At 44.0% G+C, this 21,256-nt stretch carries 18 protein-coding genes; 6 read left to right on the forward strand and 12 right to left on the reverse strand.

All coding sequences use genetic code 11. The features are described 5' to 3' along the window. Window positions 1-45: 45 nt before the first annotated feature. The 10 genes from O9295_RS16805 to O9295_RS16850 form a co-directional block, all read right to left on the reverse strand. Window positions 46-759, reverse strand: coding sequence for a biotin--[acetyl-CoA-carboxylase] ligase (locus O9295_RS16805; protein WP_002759711.1), 714 nt, complete (start codon window positions 757-759; stop codon window positions 46-48). 264 nt (window positions 760-1,023) lie between these two features. Further along, window positions 1,024-1,668 (reverse strand): histidine phosphatase family protein, encoded by a 645-nt coding sequence (locus O9295_RS16810; protein WP_002759710.1) that lies wholly within the window; start codon window positions 1,666-1,668, stop codon window positions 1,024-1,026. Window positions 1,669-1,717: 49 nt separating this feature from the next. Further along, the gene (locus tag O9295_RS16815; protein ID WP_288033992.1) at window positions 1,718-2,356 is read right to left on the reverse strand and encodes a histidine phosphatase family protein; all 639 of its coding nucleotides are present in this window, start codon (window positions 2,354-2,356) and stop codon (window positions 1,718-1,720) included. Between the two features lie 1,755 nt (window positions 2,357-4,111). Further along, on the reverse strand, window positions 4,112-4,531 hold the full coding sequence (locus O9295_RS16820; protein ID WP_288033994.1) for a YraN family protein: 420 nt from the start codon (window positions 4,529-4,531) through the stop codon (window positions 4,112-4,114). Window positions 4,532-4,698: 167 nt separating this feature from the next. After that, on the reverse strand, window positions 4,699-5,076 hold the full coding sequence (locus O9295_RS16825; protein ID WP_002765892.1) for a DUF3110 domain-containing protein: 378 nt from the start codon (window positions 5,074-5,076) through the stop codon (window positions 4,699-4,701). 79 nt (window positions 5,077-5,155) lie between these two features. After that, a complete protein-coding gene (locus O9295_RS16830) occupies window positions 5,156-5,617 on the reverse strand; it encodes a DUF2996 domain-containing protein (RefSeq protein WP_288033996.1) in 462 nt (153 codons plus the stop codon). Window positions 5,618-6,088: 471 nt separating this feature from the next. Next, complete coding sequence (gene ligA / locus O9295_RS16835; protein WP_288033998.1) at window positions 6,089-8,098, reverse strand: NAD-dependent DNA ligase LigA; 2,010 nt, start codon at window positions 8,096-8,098, stop codon at window positions 6,089-6,091. Between the two features lie 14 nt (window positions 8,099-8,112). Next, a complete protein-coding gene (locus O9295_RS16840) occupies window positions 8,113-8,679 on the reverse strand; it encodes a Uma2 family endonuclease (RefSeq protein WP_288033999.1) in 567 nt (188 codons plus the stop codon). A 20-nt stretch (window positions 8,680-8,699) separates the two neighbouring features. Beyond that, window positions 8,700-9,266 carry a Uma2 family endonuclease gene (locus tag O9295_RS16845; protein WP_147073213.1) on the reverse strand — a complete coding sequence of 189 codons (567 nt, stop codon included), beginning with the start codon at window positions 9,264-9,266 and terminating at the stop codon, window positions 8,700-8,702. Between the two features lie 140 nt (window positions 9,267-9,406). Continuing rightward, window positions 9,407-10,729 carry an aminopeptidase P N-terminal domain-containing protein gene (locus O9295_RS16850; RefSeq protein ID WP_288034001.1) on the reverse strand — a complete coding sequence of 441 codons (1,323 nt, stop codon included), beginning with the start codon at window positions 10,727-10,729 and terminating at the stop codon, window positions 9,407-9,409. A 61-nt stretch (window positions 10,730-10,790) separates the two neighbouring features. Here O9295_RS16850 and O9295_RS16855 point away from each other — a divergent pair, with 61 nt between their 5' ends. The 4 genes from O9295_RS16855 to O9295_RS16870 all read left to right on the forward strand — a co-directional run bounded on the left by O9295_RS16855 (window position 10,791) and on the right by O9295_RS16870 (window position 16,303). After that, window positions 10,791-11,267, forward strand: a complete 477-nt coding sequence (locus O9295_RS16855) for a hypothetical protein (RefSeq protein ID WP_288034002.1) — start codon at window positions 10,791-10,793, stop codon at window positions 11,265-11,267. 291 nt (window positions 11,268-11,558) lie between these two features. Beyond that, window positions 11,559-12,512: a PhzF family phenazine biosynthesis protein gene (locus tag O9295_RS16860; protein ID WP_288034011.1), complete on the forward strand. Its 954-nt coding sequence runs from the start codon at window positions 11,559-11,561 to the stop codon at window positions 12,510-12,512. 402 nt (window positions 12,513-12,914) lie between these two features. Further along, on the forward strand, window positions 12,915-14,876 hold the full coding sequence (locus O9295_RS16865) for an FkbM family methyltransferase (protein WP_079209490.1): 1,962 nt from the start codon (window positions 12,915-12,917) through the stop codon (window positions 14,874-14,876). Window positions 14,877-14,905: 29 nt separating this feature from the next. Continuing rightward, window positions 14,906-16,303, forward strand: a complete 1,398-nt coding sequence (locus O9295_RS16870; RefSeq protein ID WP_288034004.1) for an FkbM family methyltransferase — start codon at window positions 14,906-14,908, stop codon at window positions 16,301-16,303. Between the two features lie 99 nt (window positions 16,304-16,402). On the opposite strand, the gene O9295_RS16875 is transcribed toward O9295_RS16870, so the two are convergent. Together O9295_RS16875 and O9295_RS16880 are read right to left on the reverse strand one after the other, a co-directional pair. Continuing rightward, window positions 16,403-18,616, reverse strand: coding sequence for a calcium-binding protein (locus tag O9295_RS16875; protein ID WP_288034005.1), 2,214 nt, complete (start codon window positions 18,614-18,616; stop codon window positions 16,403-16,405). Between the two features lie 407 nt (window positions 18,617-19,023). Next, window positions 19,024-19,278, reverse strand: coding sequence for a hypothetical protein (locus tag O9295_RS16880; RefSeq protein WP_288034006.1), 255 nt, complete (start codon window positions 19,276-19,278; stop codon window positions 19,024-19,026). Window positions 19,279-19,565: 287 nt separating this feature from the next. On the opposite strand from O9295_RS16880, the gene O9295_RS16885 reads away from it, so the two are divergent. Then, window positions 19,566-20,798 (forward strand): glycosyltransferase family 4 protein, encoded by a 1,233-nt coding sequence (locus O9295_RS16885; RefSeq protein ID WP_079209486.1) that lies wholly within the window; start codon window positions 19,566-19,568, stop codon window positions 20,796-20,798. A 160-nt stretch (window positions 20,799-20,958) separates the two neighbouring features. Continuing rightward, on the forward strand, window positions 20,959-21,256 hold a 298-nt coding region (locus O9295_RS16890), incomplete at its 3' end, for a helix-turn-helix domain-containing protein (protein WP_288034009.1).

Here is a 21,256-nt window from a genome sequence, read left to right on the forward strand (position 1 = left end):
AGGGCGGCCTCACTTCTCACAGTTTAGTCAAAAAAATATTTAGACTCAATTATAGCCGAGACTGACCCTACCCGCCGGTAGATAGATTTCGCTACTGGCATTGTCCGAGGTGAGTTTAACTTTTAATTCCCCTCGATCGCTTACCCCTGTTATTATGCCCTGATAGCCCTCGAAAACTATCTTTTGACCAAAATTGGCAAAAAGTTCTAAGTAGGAGGCTAATAAGGCTTTTATGCCGTGATTACAGTAATATTCATAGCCGTATAGGATAGCATCGCTGGTGACATCGGTTAATTGAGCGATCGAGGTGATTTTATTGCCGGCCAAAGCTTGTAAATTAATGCCGGTGGGGGGGACGGGATTAGCCCAATTGATGCCCACTCCGATTACTGCTTGCGGGATGTTTTGGCCCTGAATACGGGTTTCTAGGTTAATTCCCCCTAGTTTGCGCCCTAATAGGACTAAATCGTTCGGCCATTTGATTTTAACGGGTATTTCTTGACAATTCAGGTGATGAGCGATGCCCCAAACTGTAGCGAGAACGAGATGGGCAGATTTATCCACCTCTAAATCAAGATTTAACGCCAAAGATAAATATAATCCTCCCGGTTCAGAAATCCACTCCCGTCCCCATTGTCCTCTCCCGGCACTTTGTTGACTAGCAATCACCACAAAAGGCGGATTTTCCCCCGATTCTAATAATTGCCAAGCTTGAGTATTAGTGGAAGGTAATAGCTCAAAGTGATGGATTTTGGGCATAAATGGGAAGTGGGGAAGTGGGGAAGTGGGGAGATGGGGAAGTGGGGTGTGGGGTGTGGGGTGTGGGGTGTGGGGTGTGGGGTGTGGGGTGTGGGGAAGTGGGGAGATGGGGAAGTGGGGAGATGGGGAAGTGGGGTGTGGGGTGTGGGGTGTGGGGTGTGGGGAAGTGGGGAGATGGGGAAGTGGGGTGTGGGGTGTGGGGTGTGGGGTGTGGGGAGAAAAAAGCTGTCTCCTGTCTCCTGTCTCCTGTCTCCTGCCTCCTGATTAGGTGCAAGGGAGAGAACGCAGGTACTCACTGAGGTGGGAACGTAAACCGATGCCATGGAAAAGCGGGCCACGACTGCCTAATTCGACGATACTGACGGCGGCCACGGGCATTTCAAATCGATCGCGATAACGGCCCACATCGATACCCATCAGACTACAGAGCATGATCCGGATGGTGGCCTTGTGGGAAACAATCAGGATATTGCCATCACTGTGGGTGTGTTCAATTTCCTCCAAAACGGCCGCGGAACGACGGGCGATATCGATCCCCCTTTCTCCGTTGGGGGGAGCATTCCAAGCCGGATCCGTCAACCAGCGTACATAGAGATCATGATATTGGCGATCAATATCGTTGGGGTGCATACCTTCCCAAAGACCATAACCGATCTCTTGTAATCCCTGCCGGATTTCTAATTTTAGTCCCACCGCTTCACAGAGGGGTTTAGCGGTTTGAATAGCTCTTTGTAGGGGACTGACGTAGGCTGCGCGCCAAGGTAAAGAACGATAGACATCGGCGAATTCCTCGGCCATTTCGATGCCTTCGGCAGTCAAACCGGGGTCATTTTCTGGAGTACCACAGTATCCTCCCGTTTTGCTATAGGCCGTTTGTCCGTGTCTTAGAAAATATAACATCAAGCACATAGTTTTTCAGGAGACCAAATCTGGGGCTTCCCTGGTTACTTTTGACTGGTTAGGTTCCCGCTCGCCAGCGTAGATCATTGCGGAGGTGAGAGCGATCGCCCATGACTTGAAAGAGGGGACCGTGTTCGGCTAATTCGACGATCGTCACCGAGGCCACGGGCATGGCAATTCGATCGCGATAACGGCCGATATCAATGCCTAAAAGAGAACATAACATGATTCGGATCGTTGCTTTATGGGAAACGATCAAAATATGGCCATCATCGTGATTATGGTCGATTTCCTCTAATACTTCCGAACTGCGGCGAGCGATATCGATGCCTTTTTCGCCCCCTGTGGGAGAATTCCAGCCCGGATCTGCTAACCAGCGCACATAATCATCATGAAACTCCCGATTAACCTCGGCTGCGGTTTTTCCCTCCCATTGGCCGTAGGCAATCTCTTTTAATCCTTCCCGTTTGTGGATGGGAATACCTAAGAGATCGCTTAAAGGGGTGGCCGTGGCCATGGTGCGCTTGAGGGGACTAGAATAGATCCCTGTCCAAGGCACATCTCGATAGACAAGAGCGAAATCCTTGGCCATTTCATCGCCGGCCGGGGTTAGTTGCAAGTCTAATCGACCGCAAAAACTACCCGCTTGACTGGCTGTGGTTTCGCCATGACGCAAAAAGTAAAGTTTTAGACTCATTTTTTGGGTGCATCTCAATATTTGTGACTCTCTCCCACTTATAGTGATACTAAATCCTGTTTAAAAAGTACAGGAGACCAGGGAGCAGGGGGTGGGGAGCAGGGAGAAACAATCCATAACTTGGCAGTTAATCACACTATTAAAAACGGATTTGGTATGATAAAAGGTAAAAAAGGTTATCCTAAATTCCCAAAAAATAATCGGCTCTCTTATTCTTTGTGTGATAAGTTTAACTTATATAGTAGTGATCGATCTTTGTGTCTCTGTGGTTCGTTCCACTCACTCGCCCGCAAGACTGTATCTTAGAATACATTGAGGCAGGGTGTGGGGTGTGGGGTGTGGGGTGTGGGGTGTGGGGAAGTGGGGAGATGGGGAGACCACTTCGTGCGCGTTGCGGGGGGAGAATAAATAAAAGCCATCTCCTAAGTAGGTAGGCGTTAAAAATTATCAGACACCACCCTGATCAAGGGGGGACTAAGGGTAGGGTTGATTCATGAATCACCCCTACTATGAAGCAACCCCCGGACAAAGGGGGGATCGAACCTAAAATCTATTTTTAATTTATAGCGTTTCTGATTCACAAGAGGTACATTCCCGATCCTGAACAGCTTAATCAGCAAAGGTTTAAGTGTGCCGCACAGATGCGAGAACCGCTATAATTAAGTATCTAAGCACAATTAATTAGGGTTTGCTGAAAAAGTTTTTCCTGGGGGTAGGAGTCAGGAGTCAGGAGTCAGGAGTCAGGAGTCGGTCGTTTCAGGCTTTGTTGCCCTCTTTTTTTGTACCAGTTTATGTACTACGAGGAGAATAATGCAAGGTTTTTGAATGTCCCAATCCTATTTTCTTGCACTAACATCAGATTTTAACAGGTCAAAAGCCTTATTTTCAAAGGGTTTTACCATTATTCAGCAAGTCCTAATTACACATCTAAGCCACTACTCCGTCAGACTTCTGGTGTGAGGAAACAGTGAACTGAAAACTCAAATCCGATCCCTAATAGCTGTCTCGGAGTCTCGGAGTCTCGGAGTCTCGGAGTCTCGGAGTCTCGGAGTCTCGACTAGGAAATTAATTTTGCACGACTACTTAGGGCTTGCTGAATAAATCTAAAAACTTTGTTGGATAAGGCTTTTAGACTTTTTTTCCCTCAAAAAGTGCCTACCATTGGAGTGATCGGAGGGAAAATCCCTGGACTTTTTCCCTGAAAATTAGGTAACTGACTACCTCAAAATCGGTAAAACCCTACACCCTACACCCCACACCCCACACCCTACCCCCACGAAAAACTTTTTCAGCAGACCCTACTTATCTACATCTATCAGCCACTTATCTATAGTTTTGTAACGGCAATTTTTGCTAAAAATCAATAAGTGTAAACTTTAATCACAAGGTCGATCGAGTCCTGACAAACGTGTTATCTTAAAAACATAAGGCACAAAGGAAGCGACTCAACTTCCTTCCAGGCAAAAAGACCTAGAGCCTGTGCCACCTGCTCTAGCTCAACGCAACAGCTAAATCGGACGCAGATTCTCAAAGTTTGTAAAGTAAAGTATGGTTTCGCCTCTGTTGCTCGATATAGGACAGATGGAGTGAGCCGTAATCAGCACCTGAGTCGGTAAACTGAGAAATCTTGATAGTTGACAGATAGACTGTTGTGGGTTCTGTAAACCTCTATTGTATTGAGTCCGTCAATTTTTTAGGAGTCCATATCGTTTGTACAAGATGAAGCCCGCCTCCCTAGGCGGGCCTATTGTGTTTTTAGAAAACCGCCACGAGATATTCCTGTAACTGCAATTGATAACCTGCCTGTAGCTGACAGGGATAATCAAGGGAAAACTCAGGTAAAGCTAATAGAGAACTTTTTTGACAACTAACTAACGCCACATCGAAACGACAGGTTAAATCGGACCATTGGGGATAAAAGGCAAGAAATATCTGGGCAGCTTGGTAAATTTTCCCTTGTTTACGGTCATTGATCGCTAATTTGCCCCCTAAATCCCAATTGCCAGCACTGCGGGTTTTCACCTCGACGAAAGCGAGAGTCGCCTGAGATTTAGACAAGACGATTAAATCGATTTCACCGCCAGCAGTACGCCAACGACGCTGGAGAATGTGCCATTGCTGTAATTGCAACCAATCCGCCACCAAATTTTCGCCCAATTCCCCCACGGTTGTCATATTCAGTTATCAGTTATCAGTTATCAGTGGTCAGGGAACAGGGAACAGGGAACAGGGAATAACATTGATTTATTGTCCTGTCTTCTGACTCCGAACTCCTGACTACTGGCTAATGTCTCCTGTCTCCTAACCAAGCAGGACAATTTTCGATTTTTACAAGAGGTTTATTACAAAAGTCCTTCTAGACGACGACGGATGCTGTCTAACTCCGCATCGGGAATCTCGGAAAACTCCTCCTCGGCGGGGGGGACTTCCTCTTTTTGCCAATCCAACTCCTCGGCATTGCTTTCGGGGGGAATTACCAACATACCCGCTGCAATCATTTCCGCTTGATAGCCGGCGCCGCGACAAAATTCTGCCACTTCCTCCGAATCAATTTTCTCTACCGTGGGAGTCGGAAAATCCTGTGCCTCTAACAGCAGAGCATAACGGGTGGCATCATCTTCCGATTCAAACATCAACACCTTATTGATAGCTCCCATTTGAATGGTGTGGATACCTTCGTTTTCTGTGCCTGCGTTAAAAAGTAGTACAAATACACGCATAATTACTATTAGCGATCGATAAGCGGTGGTCGTCTATACTCATTTTACCCCCCTTCTCGATCGCTAATCTTCAGCAATTTTAGTTTCTAGTCAACCACTTTTGACCGTTAAGCCGTTGCAGGGTGTAAAACAACAGTAAATCAAGACTAACTTTCCTTTCATCGATCATAAATGATTCAAGGGTACTAGGTTGAGCACCGCCCTCAGCTTGAGAAAAAGCTTTTTTGCCATTGATGTCTTCTTCTAAAAAATAAATGCTAAATTGACGCATTCCCTCGAGCCAATTGCCAGTTAACTGCCAACAGGGAGAGCTAGAAAAGCCCTGGACGGGAATTTTATCCTGTTTAAAGGACAGCTTTATATCACTTATACCGAGCTTTTGCAAGGCTGCCGCCAGTGCGGGCTGAAAATGCTGCTCAATAAATTCAGCGAAGGGTTTTTCCTCGACGGTAGGCTCCTTGGGTTTTTTAGCAGCCGCAGGTTGAGCCGGTTTTGCTGCTTCTGCTGCCGGAGTTGCGGGGGTGGTGGTTTCTTCTGCCATAGCAATTAATCAGGAATGGGTAGGTAGCTACAATTATATTTTCTCCCGGGTTATCAGCTATCAGTTTTTTTAGTTATCAGCTTTTATTTACCCGATTAATTAGGGCTGGCAGATGAAAATCGGTAAAACCCTACACCCCACCTGCCCCCCCGATGTCGGGGGGGTTGGGGGGGCCACACCCTACCCCCACCGAAAAACTTTTTGCCGCAGACTCTACTTAGGGTTTGCTGAATAAATCTAAAAACCTTGTTGGATAACACTTTTGGACTTTTTTCCCCTCAAAAAGTGCCAGTTCTGGGAGTGAGGGGGGGAAAATTCAGGTACTTTTTCTCTGAAAATTAGGTAATTGACCAGATGAGAATCGGTAAAAACCTACACCCCACACCCCACACCCCACACCCTGTCCCCACGAAAAACTTTTTCAGCAGACTCTACTTAATGCTTCGGCAGATTTGCTCCAATCTTAAGCTTTTAAGCCTTGATTAATTCGAGTAATTGTGCTTCGGTTAGCTGAGTAATGCCCAATTCTAGGGCTTTTTCTAGCTTAGAACCCGCCGCTTCTCCTAGCACTAAATAATCGGTTTTTTTGCTGACAGAACCCGTCACTTTCCCCCCAGCTTTTTCGATTAATTCTTTGGCCTCCTCCCGTTTGAGAGTTGGTAAAGTGCCAGTAATCACAAAGGTTTTCCCTGCTAAGGTGGCTTTAGTGGTGGTGGTTTTTGCTGCTGCGGCAAATTGTAAACCCGCTGCCTGTAATTTAGCGACTAAATCCCGATTAGCCTCGATTCTAAACCAATCATAGACCGATTGAGCGATTTCTTCACCGATACCATAGACAGAGGCTAAATTAGTCACGCTGGCGTTAGCTAACTCCTCCACAGTCCGAAAACTTTCGGCGAGAATTTGGGCGTTAACGCTGCCCACATAGCGAATTCCTAGCCCATAAAGTACCCTCGACCAGCTTTGATTTTTGCTCTGAGCCATAGCTGTAATCAAATTTAAGGCTGATTTCTCGCCCATTCGGTCTAATTTGGCAATTTCCGTTTTTTCGAGGCTGTAGAGGTCAGAAATGGCGGTAACTAATCCCTGTTCAATCAGCAAAATCACCACTTTTTCCCCTAATCCCCGAATATCGAGAGCGTCGCGACTAGCCCAGTGTACTACACTTCCCCGCAAAATCGCCGGACAGGAACTATTGACACAGCGCGTCACCGCTTCCCCCACCGGACGAACTAGGGGAGATTGACATTCAGGGCAATTAGTGGGCATCTGGAAGGGGAAAGTCTGGGGAGGACGCAATTCGGGCAGGATTCTCACCACTTCTGGGATAATTTCCCCCGCTTTGCGGATAATTACCGTGTCACCGATGCGGATATCTAATTCGGCCACTCGATCGCTATTATGTAAAGTAGCCCTTTGTACGGTGGTTCCTGCTACCTGTACTGGTTCCATCACCGCCATGGGTGTAACCGCACCGGTGCGTCCCACATTGACGATAATATCTTTAACTACTGTGGGGACTTCTTCGGCAGGATATTTTAAAGCGATGGCCCACCGGGGGAATTTTTGAGTGAATCCTAACCGATTTTGTCGCTGTAAATCGTTGATTTTGACTACGACACCATCGGTCATATAGGCTAATTGATGACGTTTTTCTTGCCAATCTTGATAGTATTGCGCCACTTCTTGCAGGGATGGACAGAGTTGACGGTGGGGATTAACCAGAAATCCCATGGTTTCTAATCTATCTAAGGATTGCCATTGAGTAGTGATATTGTTATCGTCTAAATGCAGGGTATAGGCAAAAAATTGTAAGCGTCTTTTATCAACTATTTTCGGATCTAGTTGTCGTAGGGTTCCCGCTGCCGCATTGCGGGGATTAGCAAAGAGAGATTCCCCTTTTTCTTCTCTTTCTTGATTGATTTTATCGAAGGTATCGAGGGGTAAAAAAGCTTCGCCGCGCACTTCCACAATTGCTGGGGGATTATCTATATTTAAGCGTAAAGGAATAGAGCGAATTGTCCGCACATTGGGGGTAATATCTTCGCCAGTGACTCCATCCCCTCTAGTAACACCTCTGACTAAAAAGCCGTTTTCGTAGGTTAAAGCTAACGCGGAACCATCGATTTTTAATTCACACACATATTCTGTGTCTTGGGTTTCATTTACATATCTTTGCCAACGGTTGCCCCATTTATTTAATTCTTCGAGGTTAAAGGCATTTTCGAGACTATACAGGGGAATATTATGACGGACAGAAACGAATTGACTAGAGATTTTATCCCCGACTCTTTGGGTGGGACTATCGGGGGTGATTAATTGGGGATAACGCTTTTCTAGGTCTTCTAATTCCCGATAAAGTTGATCATAAACGCTATCGGGTATAAAAGGATCATCAAGAACATAATAAGCATAACTGGCTCTTTGTAGTTCTGTTTTTAGTTGTTGGCAACGTTGTTGGATTTCTAAGGGGATAGTCATAATCGTTAATAATGCTACTGTGCAAAGACCATTTGAGGAGTTAATTGTAAATCGGGAAATGTCACCGATATTATCCTATCTTCCTGATTAAATTCTGCCAGTTCATAAAATCCCGAAATCAGGGTTAAAACTGATATTTTTACAGCAATATGATCGATAATCCAGTATTCAGGAATGCCTCTTACCGCATATTCTGAACGTTTATAACGGTAGTCATCATCGGCATTACCCGGGCTAACAATTTCTACAACTAACAGGGGAGGAAATTCAATCACTGCTGTGGTCATATTTCTAATCTCTTGACATTGTTCAGCAGTTAAAATCATTAAGTCTGGGATTCTCGATTTAGCTTTATCGGTGCGAATTCCCACCGTAGCGGGCATAACTTTCCAAGTTAGATTTAATCTTTTAATTTCTGCTATTAAATAATCATAAAGAAAGGCAAGAATTAAGGCATGAAAGCCACTAGCGGGAGGCATGGAAATTAATTCTCCGTTAAATAATTCGTACTTATTATCTGTGGAGTCCTGATAATTTAAATATTCTGTAAAGGTATATATTTTTTGTTGGGTAGCAATCATGATAACCTCCAGCCAAGATTTTAGTATTCAAAGACCATTTGAGGAGTTAATTTTAAATCGGGAAATGTTACCGATATTATTCTATCTTCGTTGTTAAATTCTGCCAGTTCATAAAATCCCGAAATCAGGGTTAAAACTGATATTTTTAGAGCAATATGATCGATAATCCAGTATTCAGGAATGCCTCTCACTGCGTATTCTGAACGTTTATAACGGTAGTCATCATCGGCATTACCGGGGCTAACAATTTCTACAACTAACAGGGGAGGAAATTCAATCACTGCTGTGGTCATATTTCTAATCTCTTGACATTGTTCAGCAGTTAAAATCATTAAGTCTGGAATTCTCGATTTAGCTTTATCGGTGCGAATTCCCACCGTAGCGGGCATAACTTGCCAGTCTAATTGTAGCCTCTCTATTTCCCTTTCTAACACCTTAAATATATATCTAAGTATCAAAGCATGAAAGCCACTAGCGGGAGGCATGGAAATTAATTCTCCGTTAAATAATTCGTACTTATTATCCGTGCAGTCTCGATAATTTAAATATTCCGCAAAGGTATATAATTTTTCTTTGGTGACAACCATAATAATCTCCAGAAAAAACTTAATTGAATCTCCTTAAGGGGGGTAGGGTTGATTCATGAATCAACCCTACCATGAATCAACCCTACTATGAATCAACCCTAGGGTTAGGGGGAATCTGACAAGTTTTAACACCGAGCTTTTTACTTAGATTCGATATCCTCAACTTTTTTGGGAACTGTTGCAGTTAAAACCTCATTTCCTGTGGCAGTAACTAACACATCATCTTCGATACGGATACCGATACCCCGCCATTTTTCTGGCACTTCCGGCTGTCCTTCAGCAGGTTTAATATCGGGGGAGATATAAATCCCCGGTTCCACGGTTAAAACATGACCAGGCTGCAAAGTTTGCCAAGTTTCTTCGTTAACTTTATAACCTCCCGCATCATGGACATCTAATCCTAACCAATGACCGGTTCTGTGCATATAAAAAGGCTTATATTTTTCCTCTTTAATTATCTCATCAATGGGGCCGACCAATAGCCCTAAATCCACTAATCCCTCCACAATTGTTCTGACGGCTGTGTCATGAAAAAGATTATAAGGATTACCGGTTTTTACCACTTCAATCGCCTTTAATTGAGCTTCCAGGACAATTTCATAGATAATTTTTTGTTCGGGGGTAAATTTACCATTAACGGGAAAAGTGCGGGTAATATCACCGTTATAGTAATTGTAGGCACAACCGGCATCAATTAATAAAAGCTCATTTTCTTGTACTTGGCGATCATTGTTGATATAGTGCAGAATACAGGCATTAGCACCACTAGCGACAATAGAAGGATAAGCAGGACCCATACCCCCTTCTAGGCGAAAAGTATGCTCAATTTCCGCTTGAATTTGATACTCATAGTGACCAACTTTAGTGAATTCTCTGGCCCGATTATGTGCCTGGGCCGAAATAGCGGTTGCTTGGCGAATATTGTCCAATTCGGCCTCGGTTTTCAGCAAGCGCAAAGGATGGAGAATAAAATTAGTATCCTCTAAAGCAGTCGGTCCGGTGCCGCGACGGGGAAAAGTGGCGATTAATTTTTGCCAGTGATTAAGAACGTTTGTATTAAAAGTTTTGTCCCGTCCGAGATGATAATAAATTCGTTCGGCTTTTTCGAGATATTGGGGTAATTTTTCCTCCAATTCTTGGATAGAATAGGCCTCATCAGCACCAAAAATCTCCTTTGCTCCTTCCACACCGTGGAGATAGCCTGTCCAAGTTTCTTTTTCTGGGTCCTTTGGCTGTACGAACAGGATAAACTGATGTTCGGGGTGATGGGGTGCTAAAATCGCCACCGCATCGGGTTCATTAAATCCTGTCAGGTAAAAAAAGTCACTATCCTGACGATAGGTGTATTCTACGTCATTGTGCATGACCGCCATGGGCGCACTGCGAAAAATTGCGGTTCCATGGCCGATTTTTTCCATTACCTGCTGACGACGCTGCTGAAACTCTCTGCGATCGATGCTCATAGATATTCCTAAAAATGTCACAATAAGTCTTAGAGTCTATTATCGCTAATCTTTTTAGTTTATGACCCCTGAAGAACCGGATTTTTCCCAAGATATCATCGAAAGGCGCTCGTTTACCCTAGCAGATTTTATCGCTCAAGAGGGGGCGGATTTCCTCAAAGGGGAATCTCCCGTCCCCAAATTGGTGCAAGTTACCACAGAGATTAAACAATTTATTGCCGCTAATTTAGGTGATTCTTCGGGAGCTTTGCAGATAATTTTACAGCTTATCGTTGATGAAGAATTAACAAAAGTCAGTCAAAATTTAGATAATCCCGTTCAAGCTTTACAGTTAATTCTAGAAGAAATTTTAGACAATCAAGAATTACTCTATGAGTTAGTACACCGAGTCGATGTGAAATGGGGACAATTATACGGAGAACGTCCCTATTTTCAACAACCCCATCAAAAACCTCACCCTGAAGACGAATACACTCACAATTCCGTCAGAGATAAGTTAGTCAGTTTATTAGCCAGATTAGAACCGAATAAGCAGTAGAGCCTATGGTAGTTAGGCTCTCTTATTCTTTGTGTTATGAGTTTAACTTATATAGGAGCGATCAATCTTTGTGTCCTTTTTGTCTTTGTGGTTTCTCTCATAGGAGACTCCGAGACGATTCAAGATATACCTTATCTTTAGGAAAAACTCTGTATTTTAATTATTTCTTAATAGAGAGAATAACAGGACTGACACGGAGCATTTATCCCTAGACAGACCACCGGGACGGTCAGGGGTGAAAATAGGTGTAAGATGAAAAAATTCTCCGATAACTGTTGCTCTATCCCCCGCGTGCCTACCTATTCCTACTATACCGCCGATGTTTTTAGCGATCGCATTTTTGGCGGTAATCCCCTGGCGGTTTTTCCGGAAGCGTCTGGATTAAACCCCACCCAGATGCAAAAAATCGCCGCCGAATTTAACTTCTCGGAGACAGTCTTCGTTTTTCCGCCAGAAACACCCCAAGGCACTAAAAAAGTCCTGATTTTTACCCCCAGTACCGAATTACCCTTTGCTGGTCATCCTACCGTCGGCACGGCCTATATTTTAGCCCTAATCGGTGCTATTCCCCCCCACCAAGAAACCACGATTTATCTGGAGGAAGGAGTCGGTTTAGTACCGGTAAAAATTAGCATGGAGGGGGAAAAACCGGTCTATAGTGAGTTAAAAGTGGCACAATTGCCAGAATTAGTGACGGATACTTATGCTCTCGATGATTTAGCGGCGATTCTTTCCCTCAGCGTTGCCGATTTCTTACCCGGTTATCCCCCCCGCGCCTTTTCCTGTGGCCTTGCTTTTTTATTCATCCCCGTCAAAAATCGAGATATTTTAGCAAAAATCAGAGTTAATTTAGGTCTTTGGTCATCATTATTGGGACAATCCCCCGCTAATTCCCTTTTTGTCTGCTGTTTTGACCCAGAATCACCCCAATCTCGTATTTATGGCCGAATGTTTGCCCCCGGTTTGGGAGTTATGGAAGATCCCGCCACCGGTTCGGCTGTGGCCGCTTTAGCGGGCTACCTAGGGGGGTTAGAATCTTCTAGGGAAGGGATGAATCAATGGACGATAATCCAAGGAGTGGAAATGGGCAGACCCAGCAGTTTACAATTAAAGTTTCAGAAAAACAACCGTGAAATTACGGAAGTTTCTGTGGGTGGTGCATCAGTTCTAGTCTGCCAAGGCAAGATGATAATTCCCGATGGGGAAACAAAAGATGCAGTTAAGCGGTCGTTTTCAAGGTTATAAATCAAGCTACCGATAGGTTTATTTGTCGCCAAGCTTAGAAGTTTGCGGAGATGGAATAATTTCCCATGACGATTGACACGCGGGTATCACCTAGGCAATAATGTAGAACGAACAGACTTACCAACTTCTTTTTGGCAGTTGCAGTTTTTGGTTCTTCGGTTTGTGTTATGTAATGGACGGGGGTTATAAGAGATGGAACCCTTATAGAGAAAGACATTGGACGATTTTTGTCAATTGTTTTTGATCTAGAGCGAGCTAATCAGTTAAATCTTTTGCCAGATAAGGATTTAGTCGATTTATGCCCCCCTATCGAACCATAACAAGTAACGAAGAGCCCAGTTTTTGTATCACTGTAAACCCCTCTCTTGCCCTAAAAGACAAAAATTAATTCTCAAAAAATCAATGGCTAATCTTCTTGATGACACTGTAACTAGCAACGTTAATCTCCGTCTGTATATCAATCAACTACTTCCCTATAATCAAACTGTATCTCAACCAAAATATTTAGGAAAACTTGATGTTATTATTACCCCGAATGAAGTTAATAGACGACATGGAACGGGTACAATTTTAATTAATATTTTTAGTGAAGACAAAAATATATTTTCTCTGCGCTGCGCTAATCACTACGATAGCGAACACGAATTTGGTTGTTTAAACAGATGCTTATCAATTGCCGATAAATCAAGGGCAGAAATATTTACAGAAATGCTATCTGTTTTTCAGGGTATCATCCCCCAAAGAGTTATTTGTGTTCCTTTTCATCCCGAAGAACTCTATGCAGCCATAGCCATTAAGGAATTGTTTGATGTTCCCTTGTGTACTTATATCATGGATGATAATAATCTATACACTCAAGGCAATCGACCAATTTCTCCAGAATTAATGAAAGAAACCTTAGAAAAATCCGTGCTAAGATTAGCTATTTCTCCAGAATTAAAGAGAGCTTACGAACAACAATATGGTTTAAAATTCTGGCTATTACCTCCTCTGGTTGCCAAGGAAATAGTTAAAATTCAAAATCCCCTAGACAGCGAAACCAAGAGAGAAAATAGAGGCATATTGGTTGGTAATATCTGGAGCCAGAAATATCTCGACATTTTTCGAGAAACTGTGCGTAAAACTGGAGTTAGCATTGATTGGTATTGTAATAACTATGATAATCCTCGCTGGTTAACTTTCGATCGAGAGGAATTAAAAAGTGATGGTATCACTATTTATCCACCCTTAAAAGAATCGGAGTTAGTGGAGAAACTCAAAAACTACTCTTTTGCTGTCATTCCTTCCGGTAAACTAGATGAAAGTGATAATATTCAGAATATTGCGAGGCTTAGTTTGCCTTCAAGAATACCTTTCATCTTGGCTTCTTCTCAAACTCCCTTCCTTGTCTTAGGTAATGCAGAAACGGCAGCAGCACGCTTTGTTCAACGATTTGAAGTCGGATTTGTCTGTGACTATAAGGCCGAGAATTTTCAAAAAGTAGTTAATCATCTATCTCTCCCTGATGTCCAGAAAAAATTACGTCAAAATGCTGCCAATATTGCTGAGTTATTTTCCGCTAAAGATATGGATAAATGGCTCTGGGAATCTTTAGAACAAGGGCAACCCACGGATTTAAAATTTGAAAAATTAATGCCCTATTCCTCTAATGAAGTTGTCTATTATCTCGAACCTCCGGCTCCTAGGGACATCTGGCGTGATTTTATTCCCCCCTATCAAGCTTTAAAACGCTTAAAAGATAAGGGATTTCAACCCAATTTTGTGGTGGATGTTGGTGCTTCCACGGGAATTTGGTCTGATGCTATTAACAGAATTTATCCCCAAGCTCGATTTATTTTAATCGACCCTTTAATTTCTCGCTACGATAAATTAGCTCGAAAATATTTTATTGACTTACATGATAACTTTGAAGCGGTAGAAGCATTAGTTTCTCATCAAATAGGTCAGCAAACTATGAAAGTTAGTGCTGATCTTTATAATAGCTCTATCTACGAAGTCAAGACCTCCCAACTGACAGAAACTGTGACGGTAAATGTGATCACTTTAGATTCCCTCGCTCAAGAAAAAGTGATTACTGGACGGGGAATTCTAAAGCTAGATGTACAGTTTGCTGAACACCTAGTTATCGAGGGAGCAAAACAGTTTTTGTCACAGGTGGATGTGTGTATTATCGAGCTTTCTCTTTGGAAATACCAAGAAGAAACTAAAACTTTGACCGAAATGTTAGAAGTTATGACAGAATTGGGATTTCGCTATTACGACGAGGTGGGAGAATGGCGCTTACCGTCCGATGGCACTCTCTTCCAAAAAGATATTCTTTTTGTGAGAAAAAATCTTTTCTTGCTTGAAGGTCAAATCGTTTAGTTAATAAGGAATAGACAAAGGTAAATATCATGGTAATTCAAAGATTTAAAGCTATTAAGGATCTATTACTGGACAAGTTAGATACCACCCTGTCAAGAATAGATGACTTAGAGAAAATTGCGGGGTTTCTCAGCGAAAATGCTAATTCATCGCAATCCAAGCTAGATTCCTTAGAACAGATAACCTCTCAATTAGTCAAAAACAATACTGATTCTCAAGAGAAACTGAGGTTATTAGAACAGCTAATTGCTGAACAAACTTTCAATGATAACTCATCACTCCAGACATCAATTTATCTGATTGAGCTATTACAAAAATGGTTTCCAGATCTACAAAAGCAATACAATCACTTGCTGCCGCAAATCCAACGAGAACTTCAACAACAGCACTACGGTTTATTCTCCCAAATACAGGGAAAATTAGACTGGCAGCATAAGAGTTTGCTCGGACAAATCCAGGAGGAAATTCGACAGCAACACTCGGTTTTAATCTCGAACTTACAGGAGGAAATTCGACAGCAATACAGTGGTATTATCTCCCAAATTAAGGATGATTATCAGCATTTGCAAGCAGATTTACACCAGCAGTATAATGCCCTTTTGGATAATTCGGGACTGCGAGTTAAAGCGGAGAATAACCGGGGAGAAGACTTAGAGCCGGAAGAAAAACTTATAACTTTTCTTTACTCATTTTTACCGAGTCGAAAAGCCATAGATATCGGTGCCAATCGGGGAGATATTTCGGAATCTTTGCTGAAAGCTGGTTATCAAGTGTATGCTTTTGAACCCTATACCCCTGTTTTCGAGCAACTATGTCAGCGTTTACAGCAAAATAGCGATTTTCAGGCCTATAACATTGCCATTGGTTCCCATGATACCACGATGGATTTTCATATTTGTTCCGACCAATCAGAGGCAGGAATTTTCCAGAATCCTTCCCTTTATAATACTCTTTTTCCCCATTCTATGCCCCAGGGTTTAAACTTTACCGAAACCCGACCAGTTCAGGTGAGAAGTTTAGAAAGTCTTCATCAAACGGGAGAGATTAGCCACGATATAGGATTGGTAAAAATTGATACCGAAGGCTATGATTTAGAAGTGATTCAGGGGATGGGTAAAGCACAGTATCCGGTCGTAGTTGCCGAATTTTGGGATAAGAATCATATTTTTGGGCAGTCAGGAACCCTCAATCGTTTAGACCTTTTGGTAGAAGGCATGAAAAAACGAGACTATCATTGGTATTTAGTGATTGGTCGTTCAGATAAACCCAGTAATTACAATTTCAATTATGATATTTTCTTCTACGGTAATTATCCCCAAACCGTGGATAATTCCTGGGGAAATGTGTTCTTTTTCCGCGAATACGAAGTCTTTAAACAGGCCTTAAGTTGGTGTTCGACTTTTCTGCCTATGGCTTATTTGCAGTAATTACAGCTACTGGCTAGGACTCAATCATAAATAAAATAAGGGTGGGCATTGCCCACCCCATAGCTATCTAGCTAACTGATTTCAGTGGTTAGATTGGGGCTATATATCAACAATATTAGCCGCACCAAAAACACCTGTCAAGCCAGTGATTTCGATGATTGCATCAGTAGTCGAGTCATAGCCATCAGTGACATTATTAATAGCCACAAAATTGCGTGAGCCACCAACTGTAAATGTTGCCACAATGTTAGCGGTGAAGGCCGCATTCGTTAGAACCGCACCAATTGCACCCGCATCTAGAGAGGTAGCATCACCAAGAGCGGTGAACCCAGCACCGAAAACTACAGGGCTTACACCAATTCGATCATTACCCGCTCCCGCTCTGAAGTTAGTGATGCGGTCGAAGTTAGCCAGAAGTGAATCGCCGAGATTAGTATAAACGAAGGTATCGACATCGACAGCGGCTGCAGGTCCTCCACTGAGGGTATCGGCTCCACCGCCTCCAGTGATAGAGTTATTCGCACTGTTGCCAGTGATGACGTTGGCCAGAGCATTACCAATACCGTTGAGCAGGGCAGCAGGGATAGCATTCTCACCCAGGGTAAGATTCTCGAGATTATCTCCTAAAACGTAGGTTAACTCGGCTGCGAAACCTCCCAAACCGCCTCCATAGAACACCGTATCCGTACCTTCGTCAGCCAGTTCAATGATAGTGTCTTGCACCCCGGTGGCCCGGTTAAAGCGATCGATGAAGTAGATATCATTACCAGTACCACCCACGAGAGTGTCGAGGTTATTCTGCACACCGGTGAACTGGAACTGGCCATTCAAAGGGTTAAGGGTATAGCTACCATCGCTGATGAAGTCATTACCAGCACCACCGATTAAACTATCGGAATCCAGACCCCCACTGATGCTGTCGTCACCAGCACCGCCTTCAAAGGTGTCATTGCCAGCTTCAGGAGCGGGACCTGCCGCTGTGACAACAGCCCCGATATTATCGTTGCCCTCGCCACCAGTCATATTGTCGTTGCCAGCCCCACCAATTAGGGTATCATCACCAGCACCGCCCTCGGCCGTGTCGTTGCCATTTTCCGTCAGTTCTCCAAGCAGTGGCACGCCAAAAATACCACCGGGCAGGTTGCGACCGCCGATGAGGTCGGCACCGTCGCCACCAATCATATTGTCATCGCCCTCACCACCGATAAGGGTATCGTTGCCGCCTAAGCCGTTGAGGACATCTCTGCCCTCTAAACCAGCCAAGAAGTTGCTTCCAGAATTACCTTGGATAGCGTTGTTAAATTGGTTACCGACAGCGTTGAAGTTGGGGGTGCCATCGAGGATAATCGACTCGATTTGCGCTTCCGGACTGAGACGACCGAGGTTGTAGGTGTCGAGCAAGCCAATGGTCGGATCGTCGGTATTATTTTGGTAGGTGGGAAGAACGATAACCGCATCCACACCGCCTTCTACCCCCGGACGATCTTCAACTATGTCGGCGGCGTTGTCAACGTAGAAAACGTCGTTACCGTCACCGCCACTCATGAAGTCGGCACCGGCACCACCGTAGAGGGTGTCGTTACCAGAATCGCCCGTGAGAACGTCATTTTCATCACCGGCCCAAATGTAGTCGTTGCCGTTGCCACCGTTGAGAGTATCTCGACCGGAGCTAGTTTCAGCTGCGCCAGCAATGCCACCGTTGGGGGTCCAGCCACCACCGATGATGAAGTCGTTGCCCTCACCGCCAGATGCTTCGTCATCACCCTGGCCAGCATAGATCACATCAGCACCATTGCCAGCGTTGAGGGTGTCGTTGCCGTCTTCCCCGTAGAGGTTGTCATCGCCGTCACCACCGTTGATCGAGTCGTTACCGGAAGCGTTGGAAACTCCGCCGAGGGAGGTGCTATCACCGCCAAAGAGGAAGTCATTGCCAGTGCCACCATTAACGGTGTCGTTATCACCTTGGCCGTAGAGGGTGTCGTTACCCATATCACCGGCGAGGGTATCTTGACCGAAACCACCGAGTATATTGTCGTTACCGCCACCACCATCGATAAAGTCGGAGCCGTCTTGACTGCTGCCGTCATCTAAGCCATCGGCCCCTGGCGCACCCCCAACGAGGAAGTCATCACCGTTGCCACCGAAAATATTGTCAAAACCGTAACCACCGTAGGCGGTGTCATTACCGTCCGTTCCAAAATTATCGTCCGCACTCAAATTGATTTGATCGTTGCCCTGCAGACCATTAAACCAATCTGCCCCAAGAGTACCTCTCAGTAGGTCATTACCCACCGTTCCAAATACTGTAGCCATATTTTTCCTTTCTGATCTGATGGTTGATTTGAGTAATAGTTGTGAACTATTTTCTATCTTCGCTAATCACCTTAGCACAAAAGTGACAAAATCAGCAATTTTTTTTGCTTAATTTTTGTGGTCTTGAAACTGCTGAAATGGCCGCTAACTCGGTCAAAATTCTATCCTTCAATTACAAAGTCAGGACAACGAAACTACAATCTTCTCTATCTTTCTTAACAAAAGCTAGGAAGACTCTAGAGTAACTTTTAGAAGAGTCGATTATTGTCCGGTAAGTAACCTCAAAATAGATTCCCTTCGCAATTGCATACGGAGCAACTCCTAATCACAAACATTGGAATTAATGTCTGAAATTATCTAGGTTCGTTCCCAAACGCAACTGTTTCAGCACACCCGTCTCTTGAGTTTCAAGCAGGACAAGCTAATCGTCCACAGGGATGCAGATGATTAGCTGGATTAGTAGTAGTTGCCAGAGGATGGCTGTAGGGCTTGCCATCTATCCTCAACTGCCGTTTGATTGCGCTCGGAGATTCCCCCGTGTGGCAAGCAACTTTTTGCTTGTCTTGCTTAGTTCCTATTGTCGCAGACCCCCACTTGTGATAAAAGGGGATCAGTGCGGAGCCGATTATAACGGCCGCTCCGTCAACCAAGATAATTTTCATTTTCTCTCCTCAACACCTTGAAGAAAACGTTTTCTTTGAATCTCTATTAAAGAGAACACACCACAACCCATCCTTGCACAAAAACAGCCAGAAGTCAAGAGTCTGCCGCTATCGGGACCTGGGCAGGAGACAAGGGACGATGATATAGACTGGATAAGGTTTTCAGGACCGAACTGAAAGGGTAAACTATTGCTCGATCTTAATGATTATCAAGATTTCTTAACAAAAGTCTTCTGTTACTAATGTGCTACTCTAGCTACAGTCTCTTGAGGTCATAACTAGACAAAATGCGGATCCTGTTTGTTCACCAAAACTTTCCCGCCCAATATAAACATCTGGCCCCGGCTCTAGCGGCAAAGTCCGGTAACCAAGTGGTGGCACTGACCCTAAAAAAGCAGCCTTCTTTGCCGGGGGTGCAAGTCTTTCGTTATCGTCTCTCAAGGGGGACAAGTCCCAACATTCATCCCTGGGTATCGGAGACCGAAACCAAAGTAATACGAGGAGAGGCAGCGGCCAGGGCTTGTCTACAGTTGCGTCAGCAAGGATTTGTTCCCGACGTTATTTGCGCCCACCCGGGTTGGGGAGAATCGCTATTTCTCAAGGAGGTTTTTCCGGAGGCCAAACTCCTGGCTTTTATTGAATTTTATTATCATACTCACCAGTCCGATTTAGATTTCGATCCAGAATTTCTCGACCAAAGTTTTGAGACCCTCTGTCGGGCGCGAATGAAAAATGCCAATAATCTTTTAAATCTAGAATTGTGTGATTGGGGAGTCAGTCCCACTCACTGGCAATGGCAGAACATACCAACAGCCTATCGGGATAAAGTGAGTATTATCCATGATGGCATCGATACTCAAGTGGTTTGCCCCCAACCAGACCAAAACCTCATCCTCCCTCAAGCTGGTTTGACCCTCACCCCTAAGGATGAGGTAATTACTTTTGTTAACCGTAATCTCGAACCTTACCGAGGCTTTCATTCTTTTATGCGATCGCTGCCAGAAATCCTGCGAAGACGGCCGCAAGCGCAGATTCTGATTGTTGGGGGTGAGGAAATTAGCTATGGGAAACCGCTGCCCGATGGTCAAAGCTATAAGCAGAAATATTTGGCGGAATTAGGAGAAAATCTCGACAAAAGCAGGGTGCATTTTTTAGGTCGCATTCCCTACGAGCAATTTCTTTCAGTCCTGCGAGTTTCGGGCGTTCATGTCTATTTAACCTATCCTTTTGTTCTCTCTTGGTCGATGTTAGAAGCGATGAGTACAGGCTGTTTAGTGGTCGGTTCGGCTACTCCCCCAGTTGAGGAAATAATCGAAGATGGAGTAAATGGACTATTGGTGGATTTTTTCTCTCCAGAGCAAATTGCCGCTGCTGTTGACCGAGTTTTCGACCATTCTGAACGAATGTTAGCCCTTCGACAAAGGGCTAGAAAAACAATTATTGACCGATATGATCTAAAAACGATTTGTTTACCTAAACAGATAGAATTGGTGGAGAGTTTAGCTGCCGTCGCAGGCTAACAGCAGAAAAATTGGTTTCCCATGCCAGTGATGCCAATTATACAAAAAGCCAATGAATCAAAGAAAAACGGCAATAGTTTGCTTTGGTTACGACACAACTAAGCTAAAACGCACTTAAACCACCTAAAATAGAAATAGTAACTTGAGAAAAATCCTACTTATGCCAGCCAAAGATTTCCTAGACTTAGAAGAAAAGAAAAACTTACAAAAAGCTCTTAAAGAAGAAGAAAGAGCAGAGGTTAGGGAAAGAATTTTAATGTTTCTCTTGCTAAACGACGGAAAAACTCAACGAGAAATAGCTGACTTTATTGGCTGTTCACTCAAAACGGTCGCCCCTTGGTGTGTTCACGGCGATCCTAACAATTTAGAAAGTCTAGAAGATGGGAGAAAAAATGGAAATCATAAAAAAGCCACAGAGGAATATATTAATTTACTATTGAAAATAGTTGATGAAGACC

Source organism: Microcystis sp. LE18-22.4A (assembly GCF_027531105.1).
GTDB classification, from domain to species: Bacteria; Cyanobacteriota; Cyanobacteriia; order Cyanobacteriales; family Microcystaceae; genus Microcystis; species Microcystis aeruginosa.

Excerpts from the sequence above, each read along its gene's own strand:
- O9295_RS16865 (WP_079209490.1), top strand. The coding sequence starts at position 12,915 with ATGGCTAATCTTCTTGATGACACTGTAACTAGCAACGTTAATCTCCGT.
- O9295_RS16840 (WP_288033999.1), bottom strand. The coding sequence starts at position 8,679 with ATGATTGCTACCCAACAAAAAATATATACCTTTACAGAATATTTAAAT.
- O9295_RS16875 (WP_288034005.1), bottom strand. The coding sequence starts at position 18,616 with ATGGCTACAGTATTTGGAACGGTGGGTAATGACCTACTGAGAGGTACT.
- O9295_RS16870 (WP_288034004.1), top strand. The coding sequence starts at position 14,906 with ATGGTAATTCAAAGATTTAAAGCTATTAAGGATCTATTACTGGACAAG.
- O9295_RS16845 (WP_147073213.1), bottom strand. The coding sequence starts at position 9,266 with ATGGTTGTCACCAAAGAAAAATTATATACCTTTGCGGAATATTTAAAT.
- O9295_RS16850 (WP_288034001.1), bottom strand. The coding sequence starts at position 10,729 with ATGAGCATCGATCGCAGAGAGTTTCAGCAGCGTCGTCAGCAGGTAATG.
- O9295_RS16825 (WP_002765892.1), bottom strand. The coding sequence starts at position 5,076 with ATGCGTGTATTTGTACTACTTTTTAACGCAGGCACAGAAAACGAAGGT.
- O9295_RS16820 (WP_288033994.1), bottom strand. The coding sequence starts at position 4,531 with ATGACAACCGTGGGGGAATTGGGCGAAAATTTGGTGGCGGATTGGTTG.
- ligA (WP_288033998.1), bottom strand. The coding sequence starts at position 8,098 with ATGACTATCCCCTTAGAAATCCAACAACGTTGCCAACAACTAAAAACA.
- O9295_RS16815 (WP_288033992.1), bottom strand. The coding sequence starts at position 2,356 with ATGAGTCTAAAACTTTACTTTTTGCGTCATGGCGAAACCACAGCCAGT.
- O9295_RS16880 (WP_288034006.1), bottom strand. The coding sequence starts at position 19,278 with ATGAAAATTATCTTGGTTGACGGAGCGGCCGTTATAATCGGCTCCGCA.
- O9295_RS16885 (WP_079209486.1), top strand. The coding sequence starts at position 19,566 with ATGCGGATCCTGTTTGTTCACCAAAACTTTCCCGCCCAATATAAACAT.
- O9295_RS16810 (WP_002759710.1), bottom strand. The coding sequence starts at position 1,668 with ATGTGCTTGATGTTATATTTTCTAAGACACGGACAAACGGCCTATAGC.
- O9295_RS16830 (WP_288033996.1), bottom strand. The coding sequence starts at position 5,617 with ATGGCAGAAGAAACCACCACCCCCGCAACTCCGGCAGCAGAAGCAGCA.
- O9295_RS16805 (WP_002759711.1), bottom strand. The coding sequence starts at position 759 with ATGCCCAAAATCCATCACTTTGAGCTATTACCTTCCACTAATACTCAA.
- O9295_RS16855 (WP_288034002.1), top strand. The coding sequence starts at position 10,791 with ATGACCCCTGAAGAACCGGATTTTTCCCAAGATATCATCGAAAGGCGC.